At 74.3% G+C, this 18,825-nt stretch carries 18 protein-coding genes and 1 pseudogene; 11 read left to right on the top strand and 8 right to left on the bottom strand.

What is annotated here, in order from left to right:
- Positions 1–322 precede the first annotated feature (322 nt).
- On the top strand, positions 323–697 hold the full coding sequence (locus HPT28_RS24925) for a hypothetical protein (RefSeq protein WP_219093968.1): 375 nt from the start codon (positions 323–325) through the stop codon (positions 695–697).
- Positions 694–981 (top strand): DUF4031 domain-containing protein, encoded by a 288-nt coding sequence (locus tag HPT28_RS24920; RefSeq protein ID WP_219093966.1) that lies wholly within the window; start codon positions 694–696, stop codon positions 979–981. The genes HPT28_RS24925 and HPT28_RS24920 overlap by 4 nt, the downstream gene beginning before the upstream one ends.
- 14 nt (positions 982–995) lie before the next feature.
- Here the strand turns inward: HPT28_RS24920 and HPT28_RS24915 are convergent, their stop codons facing one another.
- A complete protein-coding gene (locus tag HPT28_RS24915; protein WP_219093964.1) occupies positions 996–1,280 on the bottom strand; it encodes a hypothetical protein in 285 nt (94 codons plus the stop codon).
- A gap of 561 nt (positions 1,281–1,841) precedes the next feature.
- On the opposite strand from HPT28_RS24915, the gene HPT28_RS24910 reads away from it, so the two are divergent.
- Positions 1,842–2,198: a VOC family protein gene (locus tag HPT28_RS24910; RefSeq protein WP_219093962.1), complete on the top strand. Its 357-nt coding sequence runs from the start codon at positions 1,842–1,844 to the stop codon at positions 2,196–2,198.
- 18 nt (positions 2,199–2,216) lie between these two features.
- Here HPT28_RS24910 and HPT28_RS24905 read toward each other — a convergent pair whose 3' ends face one another.
- From HPT28_RS24905 to HPT28_RS24895, 3 genes are all read right to left on the bottom strand, one after another.
- Positions 2,217–3,632, bottom strand: a complete 1,416-nt coding sequence (locus HPT28_RS24905) for an amidase (protein WP_219093960.1) — start codon at positions 3,630–3,632, stop codon at positions 2,217–2,219.
- A 181-nt stretch (positions 3,633–3,813) separates the two neighbouring features.
- Positions 3,814–5,271: a helix-turn-helix domain-containing protein gene (locus HPT28_RS24900; protein WP_219093958.1), complete on the bottom strand. Its 1,458-nt coding sequence runs from the start codon at positions 5,269–5,271 to the stop codon at positions 3,814–3,816.
- A 131-nt stretch (positions 5,272–5,402) separates the two neighbouring features.
- Positions 5,403–5,768 carry a MerR family transcriptional regulator gene (locus HPT28_RS24895; protein WP_219093956.1) on the bottom strand — a complete coding sequence of 122 codons (366 nt, stop codon included), beginning with the start codon at positions 5,766–5,768 and terminating at the stop codon, positions 5,403–5,405.
- A 127-nt stretch (positions 5,769–5,895) separates the two neighbouring features.
- On the opposite strand from HPT28_RS24895, the gene HPT28_RS24890 reads away from it, so the two are divergent.
- The 4 genes and pseudogenes from HPT28_RS24890 to HPT28_RS24875 all read left to right on the top strand — a co-directional run.
- Complete coding sequence (locus tag HPT28_RS24890; RefSeq protein WP_219093954.1) at positions 5,896–6,372, top strand: hypothetical protein; 477 nt, start codon at positions 5,896–5,898, stop codon at positions 6,370–6,372.
- Between the two features lie 44 nt (positions 6,373–6,416).
- Complete coding sequence (locus HPT28_RS24885; RefSeq protein WP_219093952.1) at positions 6,417–9,272, top strand: LuxR family transcriptional regulator; 2,856 nt, start codon at positions 6,417–6,419, stop codon at positions 9,270–9,272.
- Between the two features lie 167 nt (positions 9,273–9,439).
- The gene (locus HPT28_RS24880; protein ID WP_219093950.1) at positions 9,440–11,218 is read left to right on the top strand and encodes a PKD domain-containing protein; all 1,779 of its coding nucleotides are present in this window, start codon (positions 9,440–9,442) and stop codon (positions 11,216–11,218) included.
- Between the two features lie 27 nt (positions 11,219–11,245).
- Positions 11,246–11,413, top strand: a pseudogene (locus tag HPT28_RS24875) (DUF397 domain-containing protein); the annotation flags it as partial.
- A 123-nt stretch (positions 11,414–11,536) separates the two neighbouring features.
- Here HPT28_RS24875 and HPT28_RS24870 read toward each other — a convergent pair.
- A complete protein-coding gene (locus HPT28_RS24870) occupies positions 11,537–12,247 on the bottom strand; it encodes an NAD(P)-dependent oxidoreductase (RefSeq protein ID WP_219093948.1) in 711 nt (236 codons plus the stop codon).
- Positions 12,248–12,339: 92 nt separating this feature from the next.
- Here HPT28_RS24870 and HPT28_RS24865 point away from each other — a divergent pair, with 92 nt between their 5' ends.
- Positions 12,340–13,017, top strand: coding sequence for a TetR/AcrR family transcriptional regulator (locus HPT28_RS24865; RefSeq protein WP_219093946.1), 678 nt, complete (start codon positions 12,340–12,342; stop codon positions 13,015–13,017).
- Between the two features lie 48 nt (positions 13,018–13,065).
- Positions 13,066–14,085 carry a DUF5954 family protein gene (locus tag HPT28_RS24860; RefSeq protein WP_219093944.1) on the top strand — a complete coding sequence of 340 codons (1,020 nt, stop codon included), beginning with the start codon at positions 13,066–13,068 and terminating at the stop codon, positions 14,083–14,085.
- Positions 14,086–14,122: 37 nt separating this feature from the next.
- On the opposite strand, the gene HPT28_RS24855 is transcribed toward HPT28_RS24860, so the two are convergent.
- From HPT28_RS24855 to HPT28_RS24845, 3 genes are all read right to left on the bottom strand, one after another.
- The gene (locus HPT28_RS24855; RefSeq protein WP_219093942.1) at positions 14,123–14,686 is read right to left on the bottom strand and encodes a TIGR03086 family metal-binding protein; all 564 of its coding nucleotides are present in this window, start codon (positions 14,684–14,686) and stop codon (positions 14,123–14,125) included.
- 72 nt (positions 14,687–14,758) lie between these two features.
- Positions 14,759–16,333: a hypothetical protein gene (locus tag HPT28_RS24850; protein WP_219093933.1), complete on the bottom strand. Its 1,575-nt coding sequence runs from the start codon at positions 16,331–16,333 to the stop codon at positions 14,759–14,761.
- Positions 16,334–16,433: 100 nt separating this feature from the next.
- On the bottom strand, positions 16,434–17,096 hold the full coding sequence (locus HPT28_RS24845; RefSeq protein ID WP_219093931.1) for a hypothetical protein: 663 nt from the start codon (positions 17,094–17,096) through the stop codon (positions 16,434–16,436).
- Between the two features lie 80 nt (positions 17,097–17,176).
- Between HPT28_RS24845 and HPT28_RS24840 the strand changes: the two genes are divergently transcribed.
- Both HPT28_RS24840 and HPT28_RS24835 read left to right on the top strand, forming a co-directional pair.
- Positions 17,177–18,337: a CapA family protein gene (locus HPT28_RS24840; protein ID WP_219093929.1), complete on the top strand. Its 1,161-nt coding sequence runs from the start codon at positions 17,177–17,179 to the stop codon at positions 18,335–18,337.
- 42 nt (positions 18,338–18,379) lie between these two features.
- Positions 18,380–18,825, top strand: a 446-nt coding sequence (locus HPT28_RS24835) for a copper homeostasis protein CutC (protein WP_306824665.1), incomplete at its 3' end; no start/stop codon positions are given.

Below are 18,825 nucleotides of genomic sequence, written 5' to 3'. Positions count from 1 at the left end.
CCGGGCGCACCGCCTCCGCCGGGCGCACCGCCTCCGCGCGGTACCGGTCGCGGGGGGCCCTGCGCCCGCTGGGTGCCCTGCGCCCCCGGTGTGCCCTGGGGCCCCGGCGTGCCCGGGGTTCTCGGTGTCCGGCCGACCGGCGCGCCCGCCGCTCGCCGCGCCCCGCCACCTCCGCTCCCGCTCCCGGGCCCGGGAGCGGGAGCCGACCGGACGGTGGAGAAATTTTCCTTCATGGCACCTCTCATGCGGCGGAAGATATTTTCGGCTCCCGGCCGCGTCAACCCCGCCGGAAGCAGGTGTTCCCATGGGGTCCAATGGAGGCATGGCAAGCAAGGACGTAGGCGAGGGCGAGGCTGCCCTCCACACGGCACGAGCGCTCATCCTCGCCGACCTCGCGGCGCACGACGTCACCGGCGCCGACACCGTCTCCCTGGTCGAGGACGCCGTCGTCCACCGGCGCTGGTGGGTCGAGCAGTGGCCGGAGGGCGCGGCCTACCTTCCCGGTCTCGTCGCCCAGGACGTGCAGGACGCCCTGCTGGAGCGGTACGGCCGCTGGCCCCTGTGCCCCGTCTGCGGGGACGACGACCCGCATGCCCTCGACGTCGAACCGCCGCTCGGTGAGAACCCGCACTGGGTGTGCGGCACGACGGGCGCCCTGGTCGCACCCGTCGGCGGTCTGGGGGAGTGCCGCTCGTGACGCTCTACATCGACCCGCCCATGTGGCCGGGCCACGGCCGGATGTGGTCCCACCTGATCAGCGACGTCTCCTTCGCCGAGCTGCACGCCTTCGCCGCCGCCGTCGGCTGCCCGCCCCGCGCGTTCGACGGCGACCACTACGACGTTCCCGCCTCCCGCTACGACGACGCCGTCCGGGCCGGGGCCGTCGAGGTCGGCAGCCGCGAGATCGTCCGCCTCCTCACCGCCTCCGGCCTCCGCCGCCCCAAGCACCGCCCGCCCCACCCCGCCCCGCGGGGCCGGTGAGCCAAGCGGGTGGGTCAGCCAGCGCCCGCCGACCAGTACTCGGACTTCACGCTCGGCACCGCGTCCTCGGAACGCGTCCACTGCACGTCCGACACCTCGGACTCGATGGCGCAGGGGGTCGACGCCTTGAAGTGCGCCTGACCGTAGGCTCCGAACCGGATCCGCAGCGCCGTGTTGAGCATGCCGCACTCGACATAGATGGAATGGAAGTTCTCGCTGAGCCGCTTCAGCCGCCCGACGGCGGCCTTCTCCGACTCTCCCTCCTGGGAGTCCCGCGAGGCGACCATCTTCTTGTCCACATCGTCGCGGGCGCTGCCCGCCCGGTCGCGCGCCTCGGCCCAGCCCTCCGCCGCGTCGCGGATTCCCGACAGATCGAGGTCCTGCAGTTCGCGTCCTGAGTACGCGCAGTCAGGTGCCGGATGGTGACAACTGCTCAGCGAACGCGGGGCGCCTGGGTGACCGGCCTCGGAGCGTCGGGGTTCCGGAGACGGGGATCACGGGGCTGCGCGCAGGGGCTGGGCACCCTCGTCGGCAGCTTCACGGGCCAGGGGAGCGGCCCGCGGTTGCCGCATACGCGGCGCCTGAACCGCAGGGCGCGCTCTCCCTGGCCTGTATTCCCCCCTACCCCGGCCGCCTCCCCCTTGGGGGCCGGGGGCGCCACTGGACGTGGCACGTGCCGTCCAACGTAGTGACCGAACGCGGCGACGGCAGGTGATCACGTGCACGGTGTTCGGCGGGGAGGGTGTCCCTTTGCACACCGTGCGGTGCCCGGAGACGTCGCCCGACCCGGGACCGGCACAACCGTTCCATGGCCAACCGCCGTGCGACGTAGGCGGTATGTGTGCCCTAGCCTCGGTGGCATGGAGATTCTGGGTACGACGCTGCGCGTCTGCGTGAACGATCTGGACGCCGCCGTTCCGGTCTACGAGCGGCTGACCGGAGCCGAGGGCATGCGGTTCGCCAACGGGCCGGTGGAGGCCGCCGCCGTCGGCCCGTTCATCCTCATGAGCGGGCCCGAGGCGCACATCGACGTGCTGCGCCGCATCACCGCGACCCTGGCCGTGCAGGACGTGGAGGAGGCGGCGACGGAGCTGGCGGCCGTCGGCGCCGAGGTTGTCGCCGGGCCGCAGTCCACCCCGATCGGCCGGGCGCTCGTGGCCCGGCACCCCGACGGCTCCGTGTTCGAGTACGTCGACCGGTCCGCCGGGGCGGCCTGACGCCCCCTTCGCGCGTGCCTACGCTGTGGCCGAGTCCTGGACGCGGCGCCACGGCCGCTCCGCCTCCAGTTCGAACGCCAGCTCCAGCAGCTTGCGTTCGGCACCCGGGCGGCCGGAGAACAGCACGCCGACGGGCAGCCCCTCCGCTGTGGGGGCGGCGGGCACGGACATCGACGGCGTCCCCACCACGTTGTCCAGCGGGGTGAAGCCGACGTAGTCGACGACCCGCTCCAGCAGCCGGTCGAACGGCACGTTCGGGCTCAGATGGCCGAGCCGGGGCGTGGTGTGGGCGAGCACCGGCGACATGACGAGGTCCAGTCCGCGCAGGGCCGTCGCGTAGGCCAGCCGCGAGCGCTTCAGCCTGCGGAGCACGGCCGGTGTGCGGTGCATGTGCCGCATGTAGCGCTCGCGCAGGCCCCGGCTGAAGCCGTCCATGCGGCGCCGGTCGAAGCCGGCGCCGAGGCCGCGGCCGGTGAGGCCGAGGAGGAAGGCGAGCAGGCCCCAGTAGTCCAGGAAGTCCTCGGTGAACCGGGGGTCGACGGGAATCCGCACCGGCTCCACCCGGTGGCCCAGCTTCTCCAGCGCCGCTGCCGTCTCCGTCACAGCGGCCTTGGTGGCCTCGTCCGTCCGCACGCCCGTGGGCGAGTCCAGCAGCAGCCCGATGCGCAACCGCCGCTCCGAGGGCCCTTCCACCAGGCCCAGCGGGGGGAGCTTCGGGTTGCGCCAGTGCGTCTCGGCGGCGGCGAGGAAGGCCGCCGAGTCCCGCACGGTCCGGCTGACGACGCCGTCCGTGACGAGGTCGATCGGGAGCTTGCGGCTCATGTCGTTCGCGACCGTCCGGCCCCGCGTCGGCTTGAGGCCGAACAGCCCGCAGCAGGCGGCGGGGATGCGGATCGAGCCACCGCCGTCGTTGGCGTGGGCGATGGGGACGGCCCCGGCGGCGACCAGCGCCGCGCTTCCGCCCGAGGAACCGCCCGCCGAGTACGCGGTGTTCCACGGGTTCCGCACCGGCTCGGCGTCCTCGAACTCGGTCGTCGCGTTGAAGCCGAACTCCGGCAGCCGGGTCTTGCCCAGCACCGTGACACCGGTGCTGAGGAACTGTCGGGCGAACGGCGCGTGCCGGAGCGCGGGACGGGGGGTGAACGCGGCGCTGCCGTGGCCGGTGGGCAGGCCCAGGTAATCGACGTTGTCCTTGACGAAGCTCGGCACCCCGGCGAACGCGCCGCCCGTCACCGTGCCGTCCTGCGGCACCTCGACGTGCACCTGGACGGCGTTCAGCCCCGCCGCCGCCCGCACCCGGGCCGCGGCGTCCCGCGCCACCTCGGCGGTGCTCACCTCCCCGCGCCGGATCGCCTCCGCCAGCCCGACGGCGTCGTGCTCGCCCAGCGCGTCGTCCGTGAAGGTGTGCACGGTTGTCGGCAGGGTTCCGCTCATCTCTCGCTACCTCCACACGGCCGGGGATGTCGCCCGCCATCCTTCCCTACTCATCGGTAGGAGGCGAGGGGGTGACACGCACGCGCCCCCTCGGGGTCCCGGTGTGGGAGAAGGGCGCGGGGTTCCCCAACTGCGCTCGCACACTGCCCCGCGCGGCCGGTGGCACTGCGCACGGTGGACGTCAGCGCTGACCGCGTGCCGTCGTCGCCAGCCACAGGGCGTGCCGGGCGCTGGGGCTGTGCAGGAGGGAGAGCCCGAGGGCCTGTTCCGCGTTGACCAGCCGTTTGCGCACCGCGCCCACGGAGAGGCCCAGGCTCTCGGCGGTACCGGTGAGGCGGGCGTCGGCCCGCAGCCAGGCCCGGACCGTCGTGCTGCCGGCCGCCGGTCCTCTTCTGAGCTCCAGGGGGGCGAGGAGGGAGCGCGCCCAGTCCCGCGCGGCGGGCGTGGCCAGAAGGTCGGCCAGTGCGCCGGGCGCCGGGGTGTCCACGGTGCCGTCGGGGTGTGGCTCCGCCGCCTGGATCCGCAGGGCGAGCCAGGCCGCGGACTGGTCGGCGACGCGGTGGAGGTCGAGGCCGAGGAGCGAGTCCAGCAGCCGGAGGCGGGCGGCGAGCGTGTTGCGGTGGACCTTGAGGTGCCGGTGGGCCGCGCCGCCGAAGGTCAGCCAGGAGGACAGGGTGCCCAGCAGCTCCGAGGGGCCGGGGGCCACGCTGCGGTGCGGTGTGTAGTGGCGGCACGGGGCCAGGAGGTGGCGTGCCCAGGCACGGCCCTGCGGGGTCAGGAACGGCTCGACGTCGACCCCGCCGCCGCTGCGGGCCGCGTGTCCGGAGGCCATCCCGCGGGCCACCGCCAGGGCGTGGAAGGCGTCCTCGTAGGCGGCCGGGACCCGCTCCAGCGGCACGTCGCCGCTCACGCCCACCCGGCACGGGACGCGGCGGTCCGACGTCAGCGCCTCGGCCCAGGAGTCCGCGGGCTGCCGTGCGGCGCTCGGTATCAGGGCGATGAGGTGGCGACGCTGGACCGGGCAGGGGACGAGCCAGGCCCAGCCGAGCGTCAGTTCGGCGACGTGCTCGGCCACCTCGTCCCGCCGTCCGTTCGGGCACTCCACGATGAGGACCCGGACGCGCGGGGCCAGCCGGGGCCGCAGTGTGGCGGCGATCCGGTGGGCCGCCGCCACCTCGCCCACCATGAGCAGGTGGAGCACGGCCTCCCGGCTGTGTGCCTCGGCCTCCCGGAGCCGCCGGCAGTCACGTTCCGCCTGTTCCAGGCGTCGGCTGAGGGTCAGCACCCCGGCGGCGTGCGCCAGCAGGTCGGGCTCCGGCGAGTCCTCCGGACCGACGGCGGCGAGGTACGGCGCACCGCCGCCGTCGTCGAGTGACAGCAGGCGTACGCGTTGGTCCCGCTCTCCGCGCAGGACGGCGGAGGCGACGGCGCGCCGGTGCAGTTCGGGTACCGTGCGCACGGCCGACTCCGGGATGCCGGTGCGTGCGCGGCCCGGCGGCCGCGCCAGGACGTCGCCGTCCGCGGCCAGTATCGCGACGGGCCCCGGGCCGCGCTGGGCGAGTTGCGCGAGGACGGCTCCGACGGCACCGGGACGTCCGGCCACCCGCATGAGAGCCAGGACGTCGTCAACCAACTCCATCAGATTCCCCCGCAGCGTGCGCAGTCCCTCGACAGGGCCGACCGTATAGCGGCGCCGAACTCCTGGCGGCGCCCCGACCTGGGTTGTTGCGAAAGTGATCTCTGGCCAAGGCTCCGGAGGCCGGGCGCGGCTCAGGCGGGTCGGGGGGCGGCGCGCAGGGGGCAGCCGGTGCCGACGCGGGCGCGGAGGTCCTCCCGCAGCTCGGCGAGTTCGGCCATGCGGGCGTCGATGAGCTGGATCTTCTCCGCGAACAGCGCGGACAGGGCCTCCGCCGTGTCCGGCGCGTCCCGCAGCTCCTCCCCGAGCTGGGCGATCTCGGCCAGGGAGAAGCCCAGCGTCCGCGCGGTACGCACGTAGTGGAGCCAGGTCGCCGTCTCCGGGGAGAAGTCCCGGTAGCCGTTGGCCAGGCGCTCGCCCGTGACGAGGCCGAGCTTCTCGTAGAAGCGGATGGTGTCCTTGCTCAGGCCCGTCCGCGCGGCCAGCTCCCCGATACGCACGCTTCCCCCCCCGCCGCTCGCCCGCCGCTCGTGGACGTGCCCACGCCGTCCGTGGACTTGACCTTGGAGCCTACTCCACTGTTTAGCGTGAGGCCCGCCGCTGCCACCGACCAGCAGGAGCCTTCCCGTGAGCCGTGTCCGCCGTCCCTCCGAGCCCTCCCGCCGCGACTTCTACCTGCGGCTCGTCCGTGCCAGCGCCTGGTACGACCTCGTCGTCACCGCGGGGTTCGCCACGCCGTGGACCTACGCGCTGGTGCACGGCGTCCTCACCTCGCTGGGGGAGGCGCTCGGGGTGGGCGGCCTGCCCCAGGCCGACCCGATGCAGGTGCTGTACGCGAACCTGCTGGGCTCGGTCGTGGTGGTCTGGGCCCTGCTGCGGATCGTCAGACCGCTGCCGGTGCACGGGCTGTTCGACGGGGCGGCCCGCGCGCTGTTCGCCCTGTGGCAGGCCTACGCGCTGACGCAGGGCGCCACCGGGGTGCTGTGGTTCTTCCTCGTCGTCGAGGCCTCGGCCTGCGTCGCCCAGCTCCTGCCCTGGTGGCGGGGGCGGGCGGCGGACGCGACCGGCGCACCGGTATTGCCGCCGCGCGCCGCCCGGGGCTAGGTTCGCGGCACACGCGACCACCCCACCACAGCGCGGAGTTGGGCATGACGGATGCGGTGCTGCGTCGCACCGAGGCCCCGGTGCTGGTGGGACGCACGGGCGAGCTGCACGCGCTGCTGGACGCGGTGACCCATCCCCCGGCCGTCGCGCTGGTCGAGGGCGAGGCGGGAATCGGCAAGACGCGCCTCATCCGGGAGGCCGTGGGGCACTCCTCGGTCCGCGGCGGCACGGTGCTGGTCGGCGGCTGCCACCCGCTGCGCGAACCCTTCCCCTACGGGCCCGTGTTCGAGCTGCTGCGCCGGCTGGAAGGCCGGGTGCCGATGGAACTGAACCCGGTGTGCGGGGCCCTGCGGCCCTACCTCCCGGAGCTCGCCGGCCGGCTCCCGCCCGCCCCCGAGCCCCTGGCGGACCGCCGTGCCGACCAGCACCGGCTGTTCCGCGCCGTGCGGGCGCTGCTGGACGGCGTCGGAGCGGCCGTCATCGTCGTCGAGGATCTGCACTGGGCGGACGACGGGACGCGCGACCTGGTCCGGTTCCTCGTGGACGACCCGCCCGAGGGTCTGAGCACGGTGCTGAGTTACCGCCGCGAGGAGCTGCCGGGGCCGGGGCTGCCGCTGGGCCGGGCCTATCGGCAGCCGCCGGGGACGACGGCCGTGCTGGTGCCGCTCGGGCCGCTGGACGTGACGGCGGTGCGCAGCATGACGGCGGCCCTCACCGGTACTGCCGACGTCCCGGCAGCCCTGGCGGAGGCGCTGCACGACCGCACAGCGGGCATCCCGTTCGTGCTGGAGGAGGTCGTGCGAGCGCTGCCCGAGGGGGTGAGCGGCACGGACACGCTGGACGCGGTCGGCGTCCCGACGCGCCTGCACGAGGCGATGGCCGACCGGATGGCGCTGCTGTCCGCCAACGCGGCAGCCTGCGTGCGGGCCTCCGCCGTGCTGAGGGTACCGGCGGGGGAGGAGCTGATCGCCGCCGTGGCCGGGACCGGCGTGCCGGAGGCCGGCGTCGCGCTCCGCGAGGCCCTCGGGGCGGGCGTCCTGCACGAACTGGGCCCGGACCGCTACGGCTTCCGGCACACCCTCGCCCAGCAGGCCGTTTACCGCAGCATCGTGGGCCCGGCCCGCCGCGCCCTGCACCGGGAGGCCGTTCGTGCGCTGGGCGGGGCCGAGCCGCGGCCACTGGTGCAGCTCGCCTACCACGCCAGGGAGGCCGGGGAGCGCGAACGCTGGCGCCACTACGGCGAGAGCGCGGCGGAGACGGCCCAGCGCATGGGCGACCTGGCACTCGCCGTCGAGCTGCTGGAGGAGCTGCTCTCGGACCCGGCACTGCCCCCGCTGAAGCGGGCGAGCCTGGCGACCCGGCTCAGCCGAGCGGCCGTCAACACCGTCTCGCACCGGCGGGCCGCCGCACTGCTGCGCCGCATCGTGCAGGACGACCGGCTGCCCGACGGGCTGCGCGGCGAGATCCGGCTCAACCTCGGGCTGTTGCTGCACAACCAGGCGGGTGACTACGAGCAGGGCCGGGTCGACACCGAGCTGGCCGTGGAGGAGCTGCGGGACCGCCCGGCGCTGGCGGCGCGCGGTATGGCGGCCCTGGCCCTGCCGAGCTGGAGCGATCAGCCGTACCGGGTCTACGAGCAGTGGATCGAGCGGGCCGAGGAGCTCGTCGGGGACGACCGGGCCGACGCCTGGCTGCGCACCGCGGTGCGCGGCAACCACCTGGCCCTGCGGCTCAGCCGGGGCGACCCGGCCGTGTGGGAGCAGGCCGAGGACCTGGTGCGCGGGGCCGAGCGGGGCGACGTGCAGGAGCGCGTACACGTGGCCCGCAGCTGCGGGAACCTCGCCGACTACGCGACCTATCTCGGCCAGGACGCTCTGGCCCACCGCTACCGCCGCGAGGCCGAACGGCTGGCCACCGAGTACGGGGCCACCTTCGTCGAGGGCATCGCCGCGGGCACCGCGCTGCGGCTGGACTGGCACGGCGGCCGCTGGGAGGGTCTGGCCGAGCGGTCCGCTCAGCTCCTGGAAGGCCCTCTCGGCGTGGCCGCCGTCGCCGCCGACGCCCAGCTCGTGCTGGGCCAGTTGGCGCTGGCGCGCGGGGAGTGGGAGGAGGCGACGGCCCGGCTGGAGGCGGCCGGGGTCGCCGACCCGGACAACTCCCCGGCCCCGGTGCTGGCTTCGGCGTGCGGGGCGATGGTCAGGCTGCGGCTGGCCCGCGGCGAGCCGGGCACCGCCCGCGTCATGGCGGAGCGCGCGGTGGGCCGCGTCCGGCGCAAGGGCATCTGGGCCTGGGGCGCCGAGCTGGTGCCGCTGGCCGTCGTCGCCCTCACCCGGGCGGACCTCCGAGTCGAGGCCGAGGCGCTGACGGAGGAGTTCGCGGCGGGCCTCGGACGCGGTGACGTGCCCCTGGGCCCCGCCGCCCTCGCCGTCTGCCGGGGCGTCCTCGCGGCGGCAGGACGACGTCACGCCCTCGCCCTCACCGCCTTCGAGGAGGCCCGCGCGGCCTACGCGAAGCTGCCCCGGCCCTACCCGGCGGCCCTCGCCGCCGAGGCCGCGGCCCGCGCCGCGCTGGCTCTCGGTACGCCGGACGGCGCGTCCCGCATGGGCGAGGTCGCCGAGGAGTTCGCCGCCCTCGGCGCCACCCGTGACGCCGCCCGCTGCCGCCAGGCACTGCGCGGCACCGGCGTCGTGACGCCGTCCCGTCGCGGCCGGCGCGGCTACGGGGACGCGCTCTCGCCCCGCGAGCGCGAGGTGGCCCGACTGGTGGCCCTCGGGCACACCAACCGGGAGATCGCGGAGGTGCTGTTCCTGTCGCCGCGCACCATCGAGCAACACGTCGCCAAGGTGCTGCGCAAGCTCGGCGTCGCCTCCCGCAGCGAGGTCCCCGCCGACGGCGCGTGACCCCCGGCCCGGGAGCCCTGCGCGGGACGGCTCCGTGAGGAATACGTAGGTCCTACCTACCGGTCCACGGATTGTTTGCGCCACCGCTCCGGCGGAGGGTGAGCCCCGCCCGGTCCGGGGCTCCGGCCCCGGCACCGGCAGTTCACCCCCACTGGAGGAGCAGAGGTATGCGCACAAGCAGAAGGCGGCTCGGCGCGCTGTGCGTCGGAGCGGCGACGGCCACGGCCACGGTTCTGGCCCTCGCCGGACCGGCCGCGGCGGCACCGGCGGGTCAGGCTCCCGCCGAGGCCCCGATACGCAACGCGGACGCGCCCGGCGTCGTCAAGGGCCAGTACATCGTGGCCCTGAACGGCGGAGCGTCCGTGCAGGCGGGCGCGAGGGCGGAGGTCCGGTCCCAGGCCGAGGACCTCGCGGGGAGGCACGGCGCCGAGGTGCAGCGGGTGTACTCCGCGGCGTTCCGGGGCTTCTCGATCACCGCGACGGAGGCCGAGGCCAAGGCCCTGGCCGCCGCACCCGGCGTGCGGTACGTGGAGGCGGACGGCGTCGCCAGCCCCGTCGGCGAGCAGCCCAACCCGCCGTCCTGGGGCATCGACCGCGTCGACGGCGCCCTGGACGACGTCTACACCTACCCCGCCACGGGCTCCGGCGTCACCGCCTACATCGTCGACACCGGCGTCGACATGAACCACCCCAACTTCGAGGGCCGCGTCAGCAGCGGCTACGACTTCATCGACAACGACGGCGACGCCTCCGACTGCCAGGGCCACGGCACCCACGTCGCGGGCACGGTCGGCAGCCGTGACTACGGTGTGGCCAAGGACGTCGACATGGTCGCCGTGCGCGTGCTGAACTGCCAGGGCTCCGGCCAGTGGTCGCAGATCATCTCCGGCATCGACTGGGTCGCGGAGCACGCCAGCGGCCCGTCCGTGGCCAACTTCTCGCTCGGCGGCGGTGCCAACTCCTCGGTCGACGACGCCATCCGCGGGCTCATCAACGCGGGCGTCACCACCGCCGTCGCCGCGGGCAACGACAGCAGGGACGCCTGCAACACCAGCCCGGCCCGGGTCGCCGAGGCCATCACCCTCGGCTCCACCGACTCCGGCGACGGCCGCTCCAGCTTCTCCAACTACGGCCGCTGTCTCGACCTGTTCGCCCCCGGCGGCAGCATCGTCTCCACCCGCAACGGCGGCGGCTCCCAGACCATGAGCGGCACCTCCATGGCCACCCCGCACACGGCGGGCGCGGCGGCCCTGTATCTGGAGGGCAACCCGTCCGCGTCTCCGGCCGCGGTGCGGGACGCGGTCGTGGGTGCGGCCGAGCGGGGTGTGGTCGGCAACCCGGGGAGCGGTTCGCCGAACCTGCTGCTGAACGTCACCGGTCTGGGGGACGCTCCGGAGCCGGGCGAGCCGTCGGCCGAGTTCGCGGCGGACTGCTCGCAGACGGAGCCGGTGTGCGCGTTCGACGCCTCGGGCTCCTCGGACCCGGACGGGCGGATCGTCTCCTACGCGTGGGACTTCGGTGACGGCGAGAGTGGTTCCGGCGTGAGCCCGAGCCACACCTATGCGGCGGCGGGTTCCTACGAGGTGACGCTGACGGTGACGGACGACGCGGGCAACACCGACAGCGTGACGCGTTCGGTGCGGGCGGGCGCGCCGCCGGCCGGTGAGGCGCCGCAGGCTGCGTTCACCGCCTTCTGCATGCAGAACGTGTGCGACTTCGACGCCTCGAATTCCACGGACGCCGACGGTGACATCGCCTCCTACGCCTGGGAGTTCGGTGACGGTGGCACGGCCGGTGGGGTGACGGTCTCGCACGCGTACCCGATCGCGCAGCAGAACTACACCGCGCGGCTGACGGTGACGGACGCGGCGGGCCACAGCGACACCGCCACCCGGCAGATCCAGTGCTGGGGCTTCGGCACCAGCGCCTTCTGCTTCAGCCAGTGAGGTAAGCGGGCAACACCACCTCACCGGGTGTGCCGGTCCGGCGAACGCCGGACCGGCACACCCTTCACGAGCAGCTACAGCGGGAGCGCTGGCGGCGAGTGCGTGGAGGTGGCGGAGTGCCCGGGGGCGGTGCGTGTCCGTGACTCCAAGCGGGTGTCCGGTCCCATGCTCTCCATGACGCCCGCGGCCTGGGCCGCGTTCGTGGGCTTCCCCCCCACACGGCGACCGCTGACGTCAGCGGGTCAGCGTTGTGCCCCTGCGGTGTTCCACCGCAGGGGCACAAACCATGAGCCCTCGCCCGGTCGCGCAGCCCGGGGTTCACGCCGGGCGGGAGCCCGCGTGGGTGAGGGCGCTGGGGGTGAGGCGGCCGACGATCGCGGGGGCCTCGCGGACGAGGCTGTCGTCGGTGAGGGCCTCGACCATGAACAGGGCGAAGTCCACGCGGCGCGTGAGGTCGCTGGCCAGGACCGGGTCGCCGACGTGCCGGCTCCACACGGGCAGGCCCTGGCTCCCGCCCTCCTCCAGCGTGCTGCCGCGTACCACGGTCCACCGGGAGTCGCTGGCGAAGACGCGGCGGCACGCTTCCACCTGGTCGTCGATCTCGACGTACCGGAGGAGCTTGCCCAGCCGGGTGGCGAGCCGGAGGCCCGCCCGGAAGGTCCAGGGGTAGGCGTCCTGGCCGTCGCGGGTGATGTGCCAGCCGCAGGAGAACACCAGGCGCGCGTCCGGCCTGGCGTGGTCGAGCACGGCCTGCGCGGTGCCCGAGGCGTACTGCTGTACGCCCCAGGGCACGAGGACGGTCAGGACGCCGTCGCAGCCCTCGACCGCGCGCCGGATCACCTCGGGGTCGTTCGTCGGGCCGGGGACGATCGTCATGCGGCCCTCGAACGCGGCCAGCTTCGGCACGCTGCTCTCCCGGCACACGCCGACGACCTCGTAGCCGCGCTCCAGCGCGTGCCGGACCATGTACTGCCCGAGTTTCCCCGACGCTCCGATGACGCAGACCTTCTTCATCTGACCTGTCCCCATGGCGCAGCCCTCCGCCCGTTTGTCTACCTTACGCTGTAAGGAACGGTAGCCTTACGCCGTAAGACGGTCAAGGCGAGGAAGAAGGAGAGCCGATGCGCGAGAGTGGCAAGGCCCGGCGCGGAGCGTCGCAGCGCGCCCCGCTCAGCCGCGAGCGCGTGATCCGGACGGCGATGGCCGTGGCGGACGAGAAGGGGACGGCCGCGCTCAGCATGCGGGCCGTCGCCAAGCAGCTCGGCGTGGAGGCGATGTCGCTGTACCACCACGTCGCGGGGCGGGAGGACCTGCTCGACGGCATGGTGGACGCGGTGTTCGGGGAGATCGACCTGCCGCCGCGCGATGCGGACTGGAAGGGCGCCATGCGCCACCGCGCGGCCTCGGCCCGTGCCGTGCTCCGGCGCCACCCGTGGGCGGTCGCGCTGCTGGACTCCCGTGCCCAGCCCGGCCCGGCGACCCTGCGCCACCACGACGCCGTCCTCGGGGCGTTGCGGGCCGGGGGCTTCTCCGTCCCGATGGCCGCACACGCCGTCTCGCTGATCGACAGCTACCTGTACGGCTTCGTCATCCAGGAGTCGAGCCTGCCGTTCAGCGGTGCGGCGGAGCTGGAGGAGGTCGGGGACGCCATCCTGCGCGAGATGCCGGCCGACGCCTACCCTCACCTCGCGGAACTCGTCACCGAGCACGCGCTCAAGCCCGGTTACGACTACGCCGAGGAGTTCACCTTCGGCCTCACCCTCATCCTTGACGCCCTGCACCCGGACGAGGGGCCCTGATCGGGGAAAGCGGCAGCGCGGCACGCGGCCGACGACCACAATGTGCACATGGCCGATGACTGGAAGCGACAACTCGACGCGCTCCACTCGGAGCTCGTGCATCGTGACGATCCCGCAGCCTGGGTGACCGAAGCCGACGCGGTGGAGGCCTCCCGGCGCTATCCGCATATCGCGGTCCGGGGTCCCGTCTTCGGGATCGCCGTACAGGAGCCGGCCGTCGGGGCGCGGTGGCGGCTGCTGAAACCGCTGGTGGACGGGATGCCGCAGCAGGCCCGCGACGGGCTGAACTCCCATCTGTGGTTCACGGCGAAGGACGGCACCGACGACCCCGGGGTGCGGCGCGAGCTGCTGGCGGCCGTGGCCGTGCTCGAACAAGAGCCGGTCAACGAGGTGGAGGCACTCGGCGTGCGGTACCGCGTCGTGCGCGGGGAGGAGTTCGCGCGCAGTGACGAGGAAGGAGCCCTGGAACCGCCCCGGCCCACGGACCGGGAACCGGCCGAGCGCTCCTGGGAGGGGCGGGAGAGGGGCATTTCGCCGGACGAGGGCTTCGTCCTCGACCCCGACCGGGACGACGGGATGATGGCCGGGGCCATGAAGCTGGCTCTGCGGGGCTTCGTCTATGCCGGAACCCGGTTCCCGGAAGAGGTGTGTGCCGAGTCCCGGCGGGCGGTGGAAACCCATCCGCAGGTCGCGCTGCTACCGGTCGGGTTCGGCGTGGTCGAGCGCGGTGGGAAGGGCTGGCGGCCGTGCGGTGTCCTGCGGCCCAGCCCGCACGAGGCTCGGCGGCTGCTCCACGACGCCATGACCGAGAGCTGGCCGCTGCTCTACCGGTTCGACGACGAGAAGAGGGCGCGGTACGCGGAGGCTGCCGCGGCCTTCAGGGCGGCCGGCCGCGCCGACGAAGCCCGCGTGGACGACCGCCTGTTCCGCATCTGCCGCATCGAACGGATGGTCCGCATGGGCCCCGACGGGCCCGAACCGGCCCGCCCCTCGGACGTGGACGACTACGGCCCCATGCGGATGCACCCGGCCATGGACGAGGACGGCACCATCCACTACGACGAGTGACCCGCGGCCCTGGCCCGGGGGCTGCGTCAGGCCCGCCCTAGGGTCGGCGGCCGGTGAGGGCGACGAGGCGGTCCTGCACGGGGACGTCGGCGGGTACGTCGACGGGCGGTTCGAAGATGCCGACGCCCTGCCAGGCGGCGATGCTGCCGGCCAGGCGCTCGTGCAGGGTGGTGGCCAGTTCGGGGTCGATGCGGTCGTCGGCGCCGATGCCGCGCGCGAGGTCCCAGCCGTGGACGGCCAGGTCGAGGATCATCTGCCAGGCGTACTCCTCGGCGGGCGTGGGCCCGGACGAGGTGTGCACGTTCCCGGAGAGGGCGCCCGGGCGGTGGAAGGCGGTGCCCGAGGCGGCGGCGGCCCGGGCCCACGCGGCGACGGGGTCGGCGCCCAGGACGTCGCCGTCGAACCGGTCGCCGACCTCGGCCAGGGTGGCGCCGCGCAGCAGCCAGGGTGCCCAGAGGTGCTCACTGGTGACGTGGTTGAGCAGGTCCCGCACGGACCATTCGGCGCAGGGTGTCCCGGCCGCCCACTGCTCGTCCCGCACCTGGTGGACGTGCTGGTCGAAGGTGTGGAGGGCGCGGTCGAACGCGGTGAGGAGTTCCATGCCCCGAGCGTGCCACCGGCCCGGGCGCGGAGCGGCGAGCGGCGGCTCGTGTCGTGCTGTCGGGGGTGCGGTTCAGGCGGCGAAGAGCGCGCTGAGCGAGGCGATGAGGGCGAGCGCGGGCTGGGCGATGTCGGAGGTCAGGGCGAGTCGGTCGCGCAGGCGTTCGAGTCGGGTCCGCACGGCCGGGAGGTCCGGATCGGCGTCCCTGCTGAGCCGGGAGACCTCCTGGATGTCGCCGACGGTGGCCGCCCGCTCCGCGCCGGACAGCTCCCGGCTGGCGAGGACGAGCCGGATCAGTTGCGCGAAATCCTCGGCGCCGACGGCGTGGTGGTTGTTCTGGAAGTCGCTGATGACCGTGTCCTGCGGGCGGTTGACGAAGGTGGTGTTCTCGCCGTGGAAGTGGAAGTTCTCGGACACTTCTGCTCCTGCGTTTCCCGGGAGGACGGTGACGTTGCTGTTGTGGAAGGAGGGTCCGGGGGCCGGAGCCGCCGGGACGAGGGCGCTGAGCCGTGCCTTGAGCCGGGCCTCCGCCGCGCGCAGGGCCGCGAAGGCGGCGGCGTCGGCACGGGAGGCGGGGGTCGGGGACGCGTCGGGGGTGAGGAGGGTGTGGACGGCCTCGGCGGCCGGGGCGTACGTCCGGGTTTCCCAGGGGGCTCCGTAGTACTCGTAGTAGTCGGAGGTGGGGGCCTGGTTCCGGGGCCCCTGCCGGGCACCGGGGCCGGTGAACGGGCTCAGGGCCTCCGCGATGCCGCCGAAGAGCGTGCGGAAGTAGGCCGTCGACGCGTGCTCGACGGGGAAGACGATCTTCTCGCCGGTGTGGTTCGGCCCCCGGGCGGAGTGGAAGAAGACCAGACAGGGAAGGTGTTCGGGGCGTAGCCCGAGGAGCTCGGCGATCTCGTAGGCACCCTGCGGCTCGTAGGGGGTCCACCGCAGCCAGTGCATGCAGGACATGACCCGGTAGAGCTCCGGTTCCAGGTGCCGGCGCCAGTACGTCTTGGCCGTTGACCGGTTCGCCCGCCGTTCGATGACGAAGACGCGGGTCGCAGGGCCGGACAGGACGTTGAGGTCGTCGAAGTGGGTGCGGACGTAGGTGGCGAGTTCGACGTCGGCGTCGGTGTAGAGGAGGACGCCCCACAGGCGTGGGCCGCCCGCGGGTGCTGCGGCGTTCTCGGCGAGCTGGAGCCATCGCAGCAGTTCGGCCGGGTTGGGCGGTGGTCCCATCGCATAGTCGGCCCGGGGCTCGTGCTCGATGTTGAGCACGAGCACGTCGCCGTCCGAGAGTCCGGCCTCCGTCAGGTTCACGCTGTCGGGCAGGGCCTCGTCCGTCTCGGGATCGGAGAGCCAGACCCCGATGACCGGGGCGTCGCGGTCCCACTGCGGTGTCGGATGCGTGCGGTGCGCTGTCTCGCGGCAGCGTCGGACGAGGTCGGCGACGGTCAGGGCGCCGGCCTCGGTGTCGGGGACGTCCACCGTGAACATGTCCTGCTGCCAGCGCTGATGGAGGTCGAGCCAGCGCTCGGTTCCGTCGTCGGGGCTGAAGTCGGCCGCCTTGATCCGTTCGTCCAGGGCGTGCGAGACCCACGCGCCGTAGGGACCGTAGCGGACCGTGGCGTGGTCGCCCTCGCGTACGTCGACGTGCAACCGCATGTGTCACCGATCCCCGATGCGCCGATTCCGTCTCGTATCACAGGAGTTGACGCCCATGGCCGCTGAATGGTTCGCGCGGGACGGGTGGTACCGGGCGGGGTCAGGCGGCGGCGTCGAGGAGGGTGAGTTCGGTGGTGAGGTTGCGGCGGGCGGGGGCCTCCCAGTGGGCGGCGCCGTGCGGGGTGCGGAAGAGCCGGGGCAGGCCGAGGAGTTGGCGCAGGACGGCGGCGCGGCCCGCGGTGAAGGCGTCGTCGGGGACGAAACCGTACTCGGCGCGGACGGCGGCGGCGTAGGCGGCGTAGGCGTCGGGGGAGCCGGCGAGGACGGCGAGGTCGGCGTCGCACAGGGCCTCGCCGTTGGTGTCGCCGGGGGCGGGGTCGTGGCCGACGGTGAGCCGGACGAGGCGCACGACCTCGTCGGTGCGGGCCTGGCCCACGCCCGCCTCGGGGAGGGCGCGGGCGGCGAGGGAGGCGCTGCGTTCCTCGTTCTCGCTGCGGTCGGGCCGGTAGACGGCGTCGTGGAACCAGGCGGCGAGGCGGACGGCGTCGGGGTCGGCGGCGTGGGCGGCCAGGGCGTCGAGGTGGCCGAGGACGGCGAGGAGGTGGTCGGTGGTGTGGTAGCGGCGGTGGGGCTCGGCCCAGCGGGTGAGCAGGTCGCGGCCGTAGGGCTCCGGGTCGGGGCCCGGGGCGTCGTCGCGGGCGCTGGTGAGCAGGGTGTTCCAGCGGGCGAGGAGGTCGGCGTGGGCGGGGTGTGGCTCGGGCATGGCCCCATTGTCGCCGGGCGGCCCGGCGCCCGGCGGTGGGCGGGCCCGCCCACCGCCGGTGACGGTCTAGCGTTGGAGGTATGCGGGGCGGCGAGGTGGCGACCCTCTTCCTCTGCGGCGACGTGATGCTCGGCCGTGGCGTCGACGCCGTCCTCCCGCACCCCGGTGACCCCGGGTTGCGCGAGCGGTACGTGCGCGACGCCGGGGTGTACGTCGAGCTGGCGGAGACGGCGAACGGTGCCGTGCCGCGTCCCGTGGACTTCGCGTGGCCGTGGGGGGACGCGCTGGAGGTGCTCGACGAGGCCGCCCCGGACGTGCGCGTGCTGAACCTGGAGACGAGCGTCACCCGCAGCGACGATTTCGACCTTGCCAAGGGCGTGAACTACCGCATGAATCCGGCCAACCTGCCGTGTCTGGCGGCGGTCCGGCCCGACGTCTGCGCCCTCGCCAACAACCACGTGCTGGACTTCGGCCGATCCGGCCTGCGGGAGACGCTGGACTCCCTGGCGGCGGCGGGCCTGTGTGGGGTGGGGGCGGGGCTGGACGTGGACGAGGCGCGGCGGCCCGCCGTCGTCCCGCTCGCCGACGGGGACCGGCCCACCCGGCCGGGGCGGGAGCCGGGCGGCCGGGTCCTGGTGGTCTCCTTCGGGATGCCCACCAGCGGCATCCCGCCGGGCTGGGCCGCGACCGCGGACCGCCCCGGGGTCCACCTCGTCCCGGACGGGGCGTACGCCGAGGCGCGTGCCGTCACCGAGCGGGTCCGGCGGGTCCGGCGACCGGGCGACATCGTGGTGGCCTCCGTCCACTGGGGTTCCAACTGGGGCTACCGCGTCTCCCGCGACCAACGGGGCTTCGCCCACGCGCTGGTCGACGGCGGCGTCGACGTCGTGCACGGGCACTCCTCGCACCATCCACGCCCCGTCGAGGTGTACGACGGCCGGCTCGTCCTCTACGGCTGCGGCGACTTCGTCAACGACTACGAGGGCATCACCGGCTACGAGGAGTACCGGGACGACCTGCGTCTGCTGTACCTGGCCTCCGTGGCGCGGGCCACGGGACGGCTGACGGAGCTGCGGATCGTCCCGCTGCGGGCCCGGCGGCTCCGGCTGTGGCGCGCCTCGTCCGCGGACCGCGCCTGGGTACGGGCGCTGCTGGACCGGACCGGCCGCGCGTTCGGCACCCGCTGCGTCGCCGGGGCGGACGGCGACGTGTCGTTGCGGATCGCGCCACCGACGGCGTGAGGTGAGTTACGCCGCGCGCATGTCATGTGGCACCCTGGGGATATGTCTAGACCAATCCTTGAGGTGATCGCGCTCTGCGTGGACGACGCGGTGGCCGCGGAAGCGGGTGGGGCCGACCGTCTCGAACTGGTCGCCGACATGGCGTCGGGCGGGCTGACGCCGTCGCTGGAGACCTTCACCGCCGTCCGCGAGGCCGTCCGGCTCCCCGTGCGGGTGATGCTGCGGGCCACCGACGGCTTCACGGCCGGTGACGCCGCCGCCCGGGCCGCCCTGCGCGACCGGGCCGCCGCCCTGCGCGCGGCCGGGGCCGACGAGTTCGTCCTCGGCTTCCTCGATCCGACCGGCGGACCCGACCTGGCCGCCATCCGCTCCCTCCTCGACGTCCTGCACACCTGCCGCTGGACGTTCCACCGGGCCATCGACCACGCCCCCGACCGGGCCGCCCTGCGCAAGGCGGTCGGCGAACTGCCCGGCCTCGACACCTGTCT

The organism is Streptomyces sp. JJ38, from assembly GCF_019303475.1.
In the GTDB taxonomy this organism is placed as follows: Bacteria; Actinomycetota; Actinomycetes; order Streptomycetales; family Streptomycetaceae; genus Streptomyces.
Note: the sequence above shows the minus strand (reverse complement) of the source record. Positions and strands in the feature narration are given on the sequence as shown.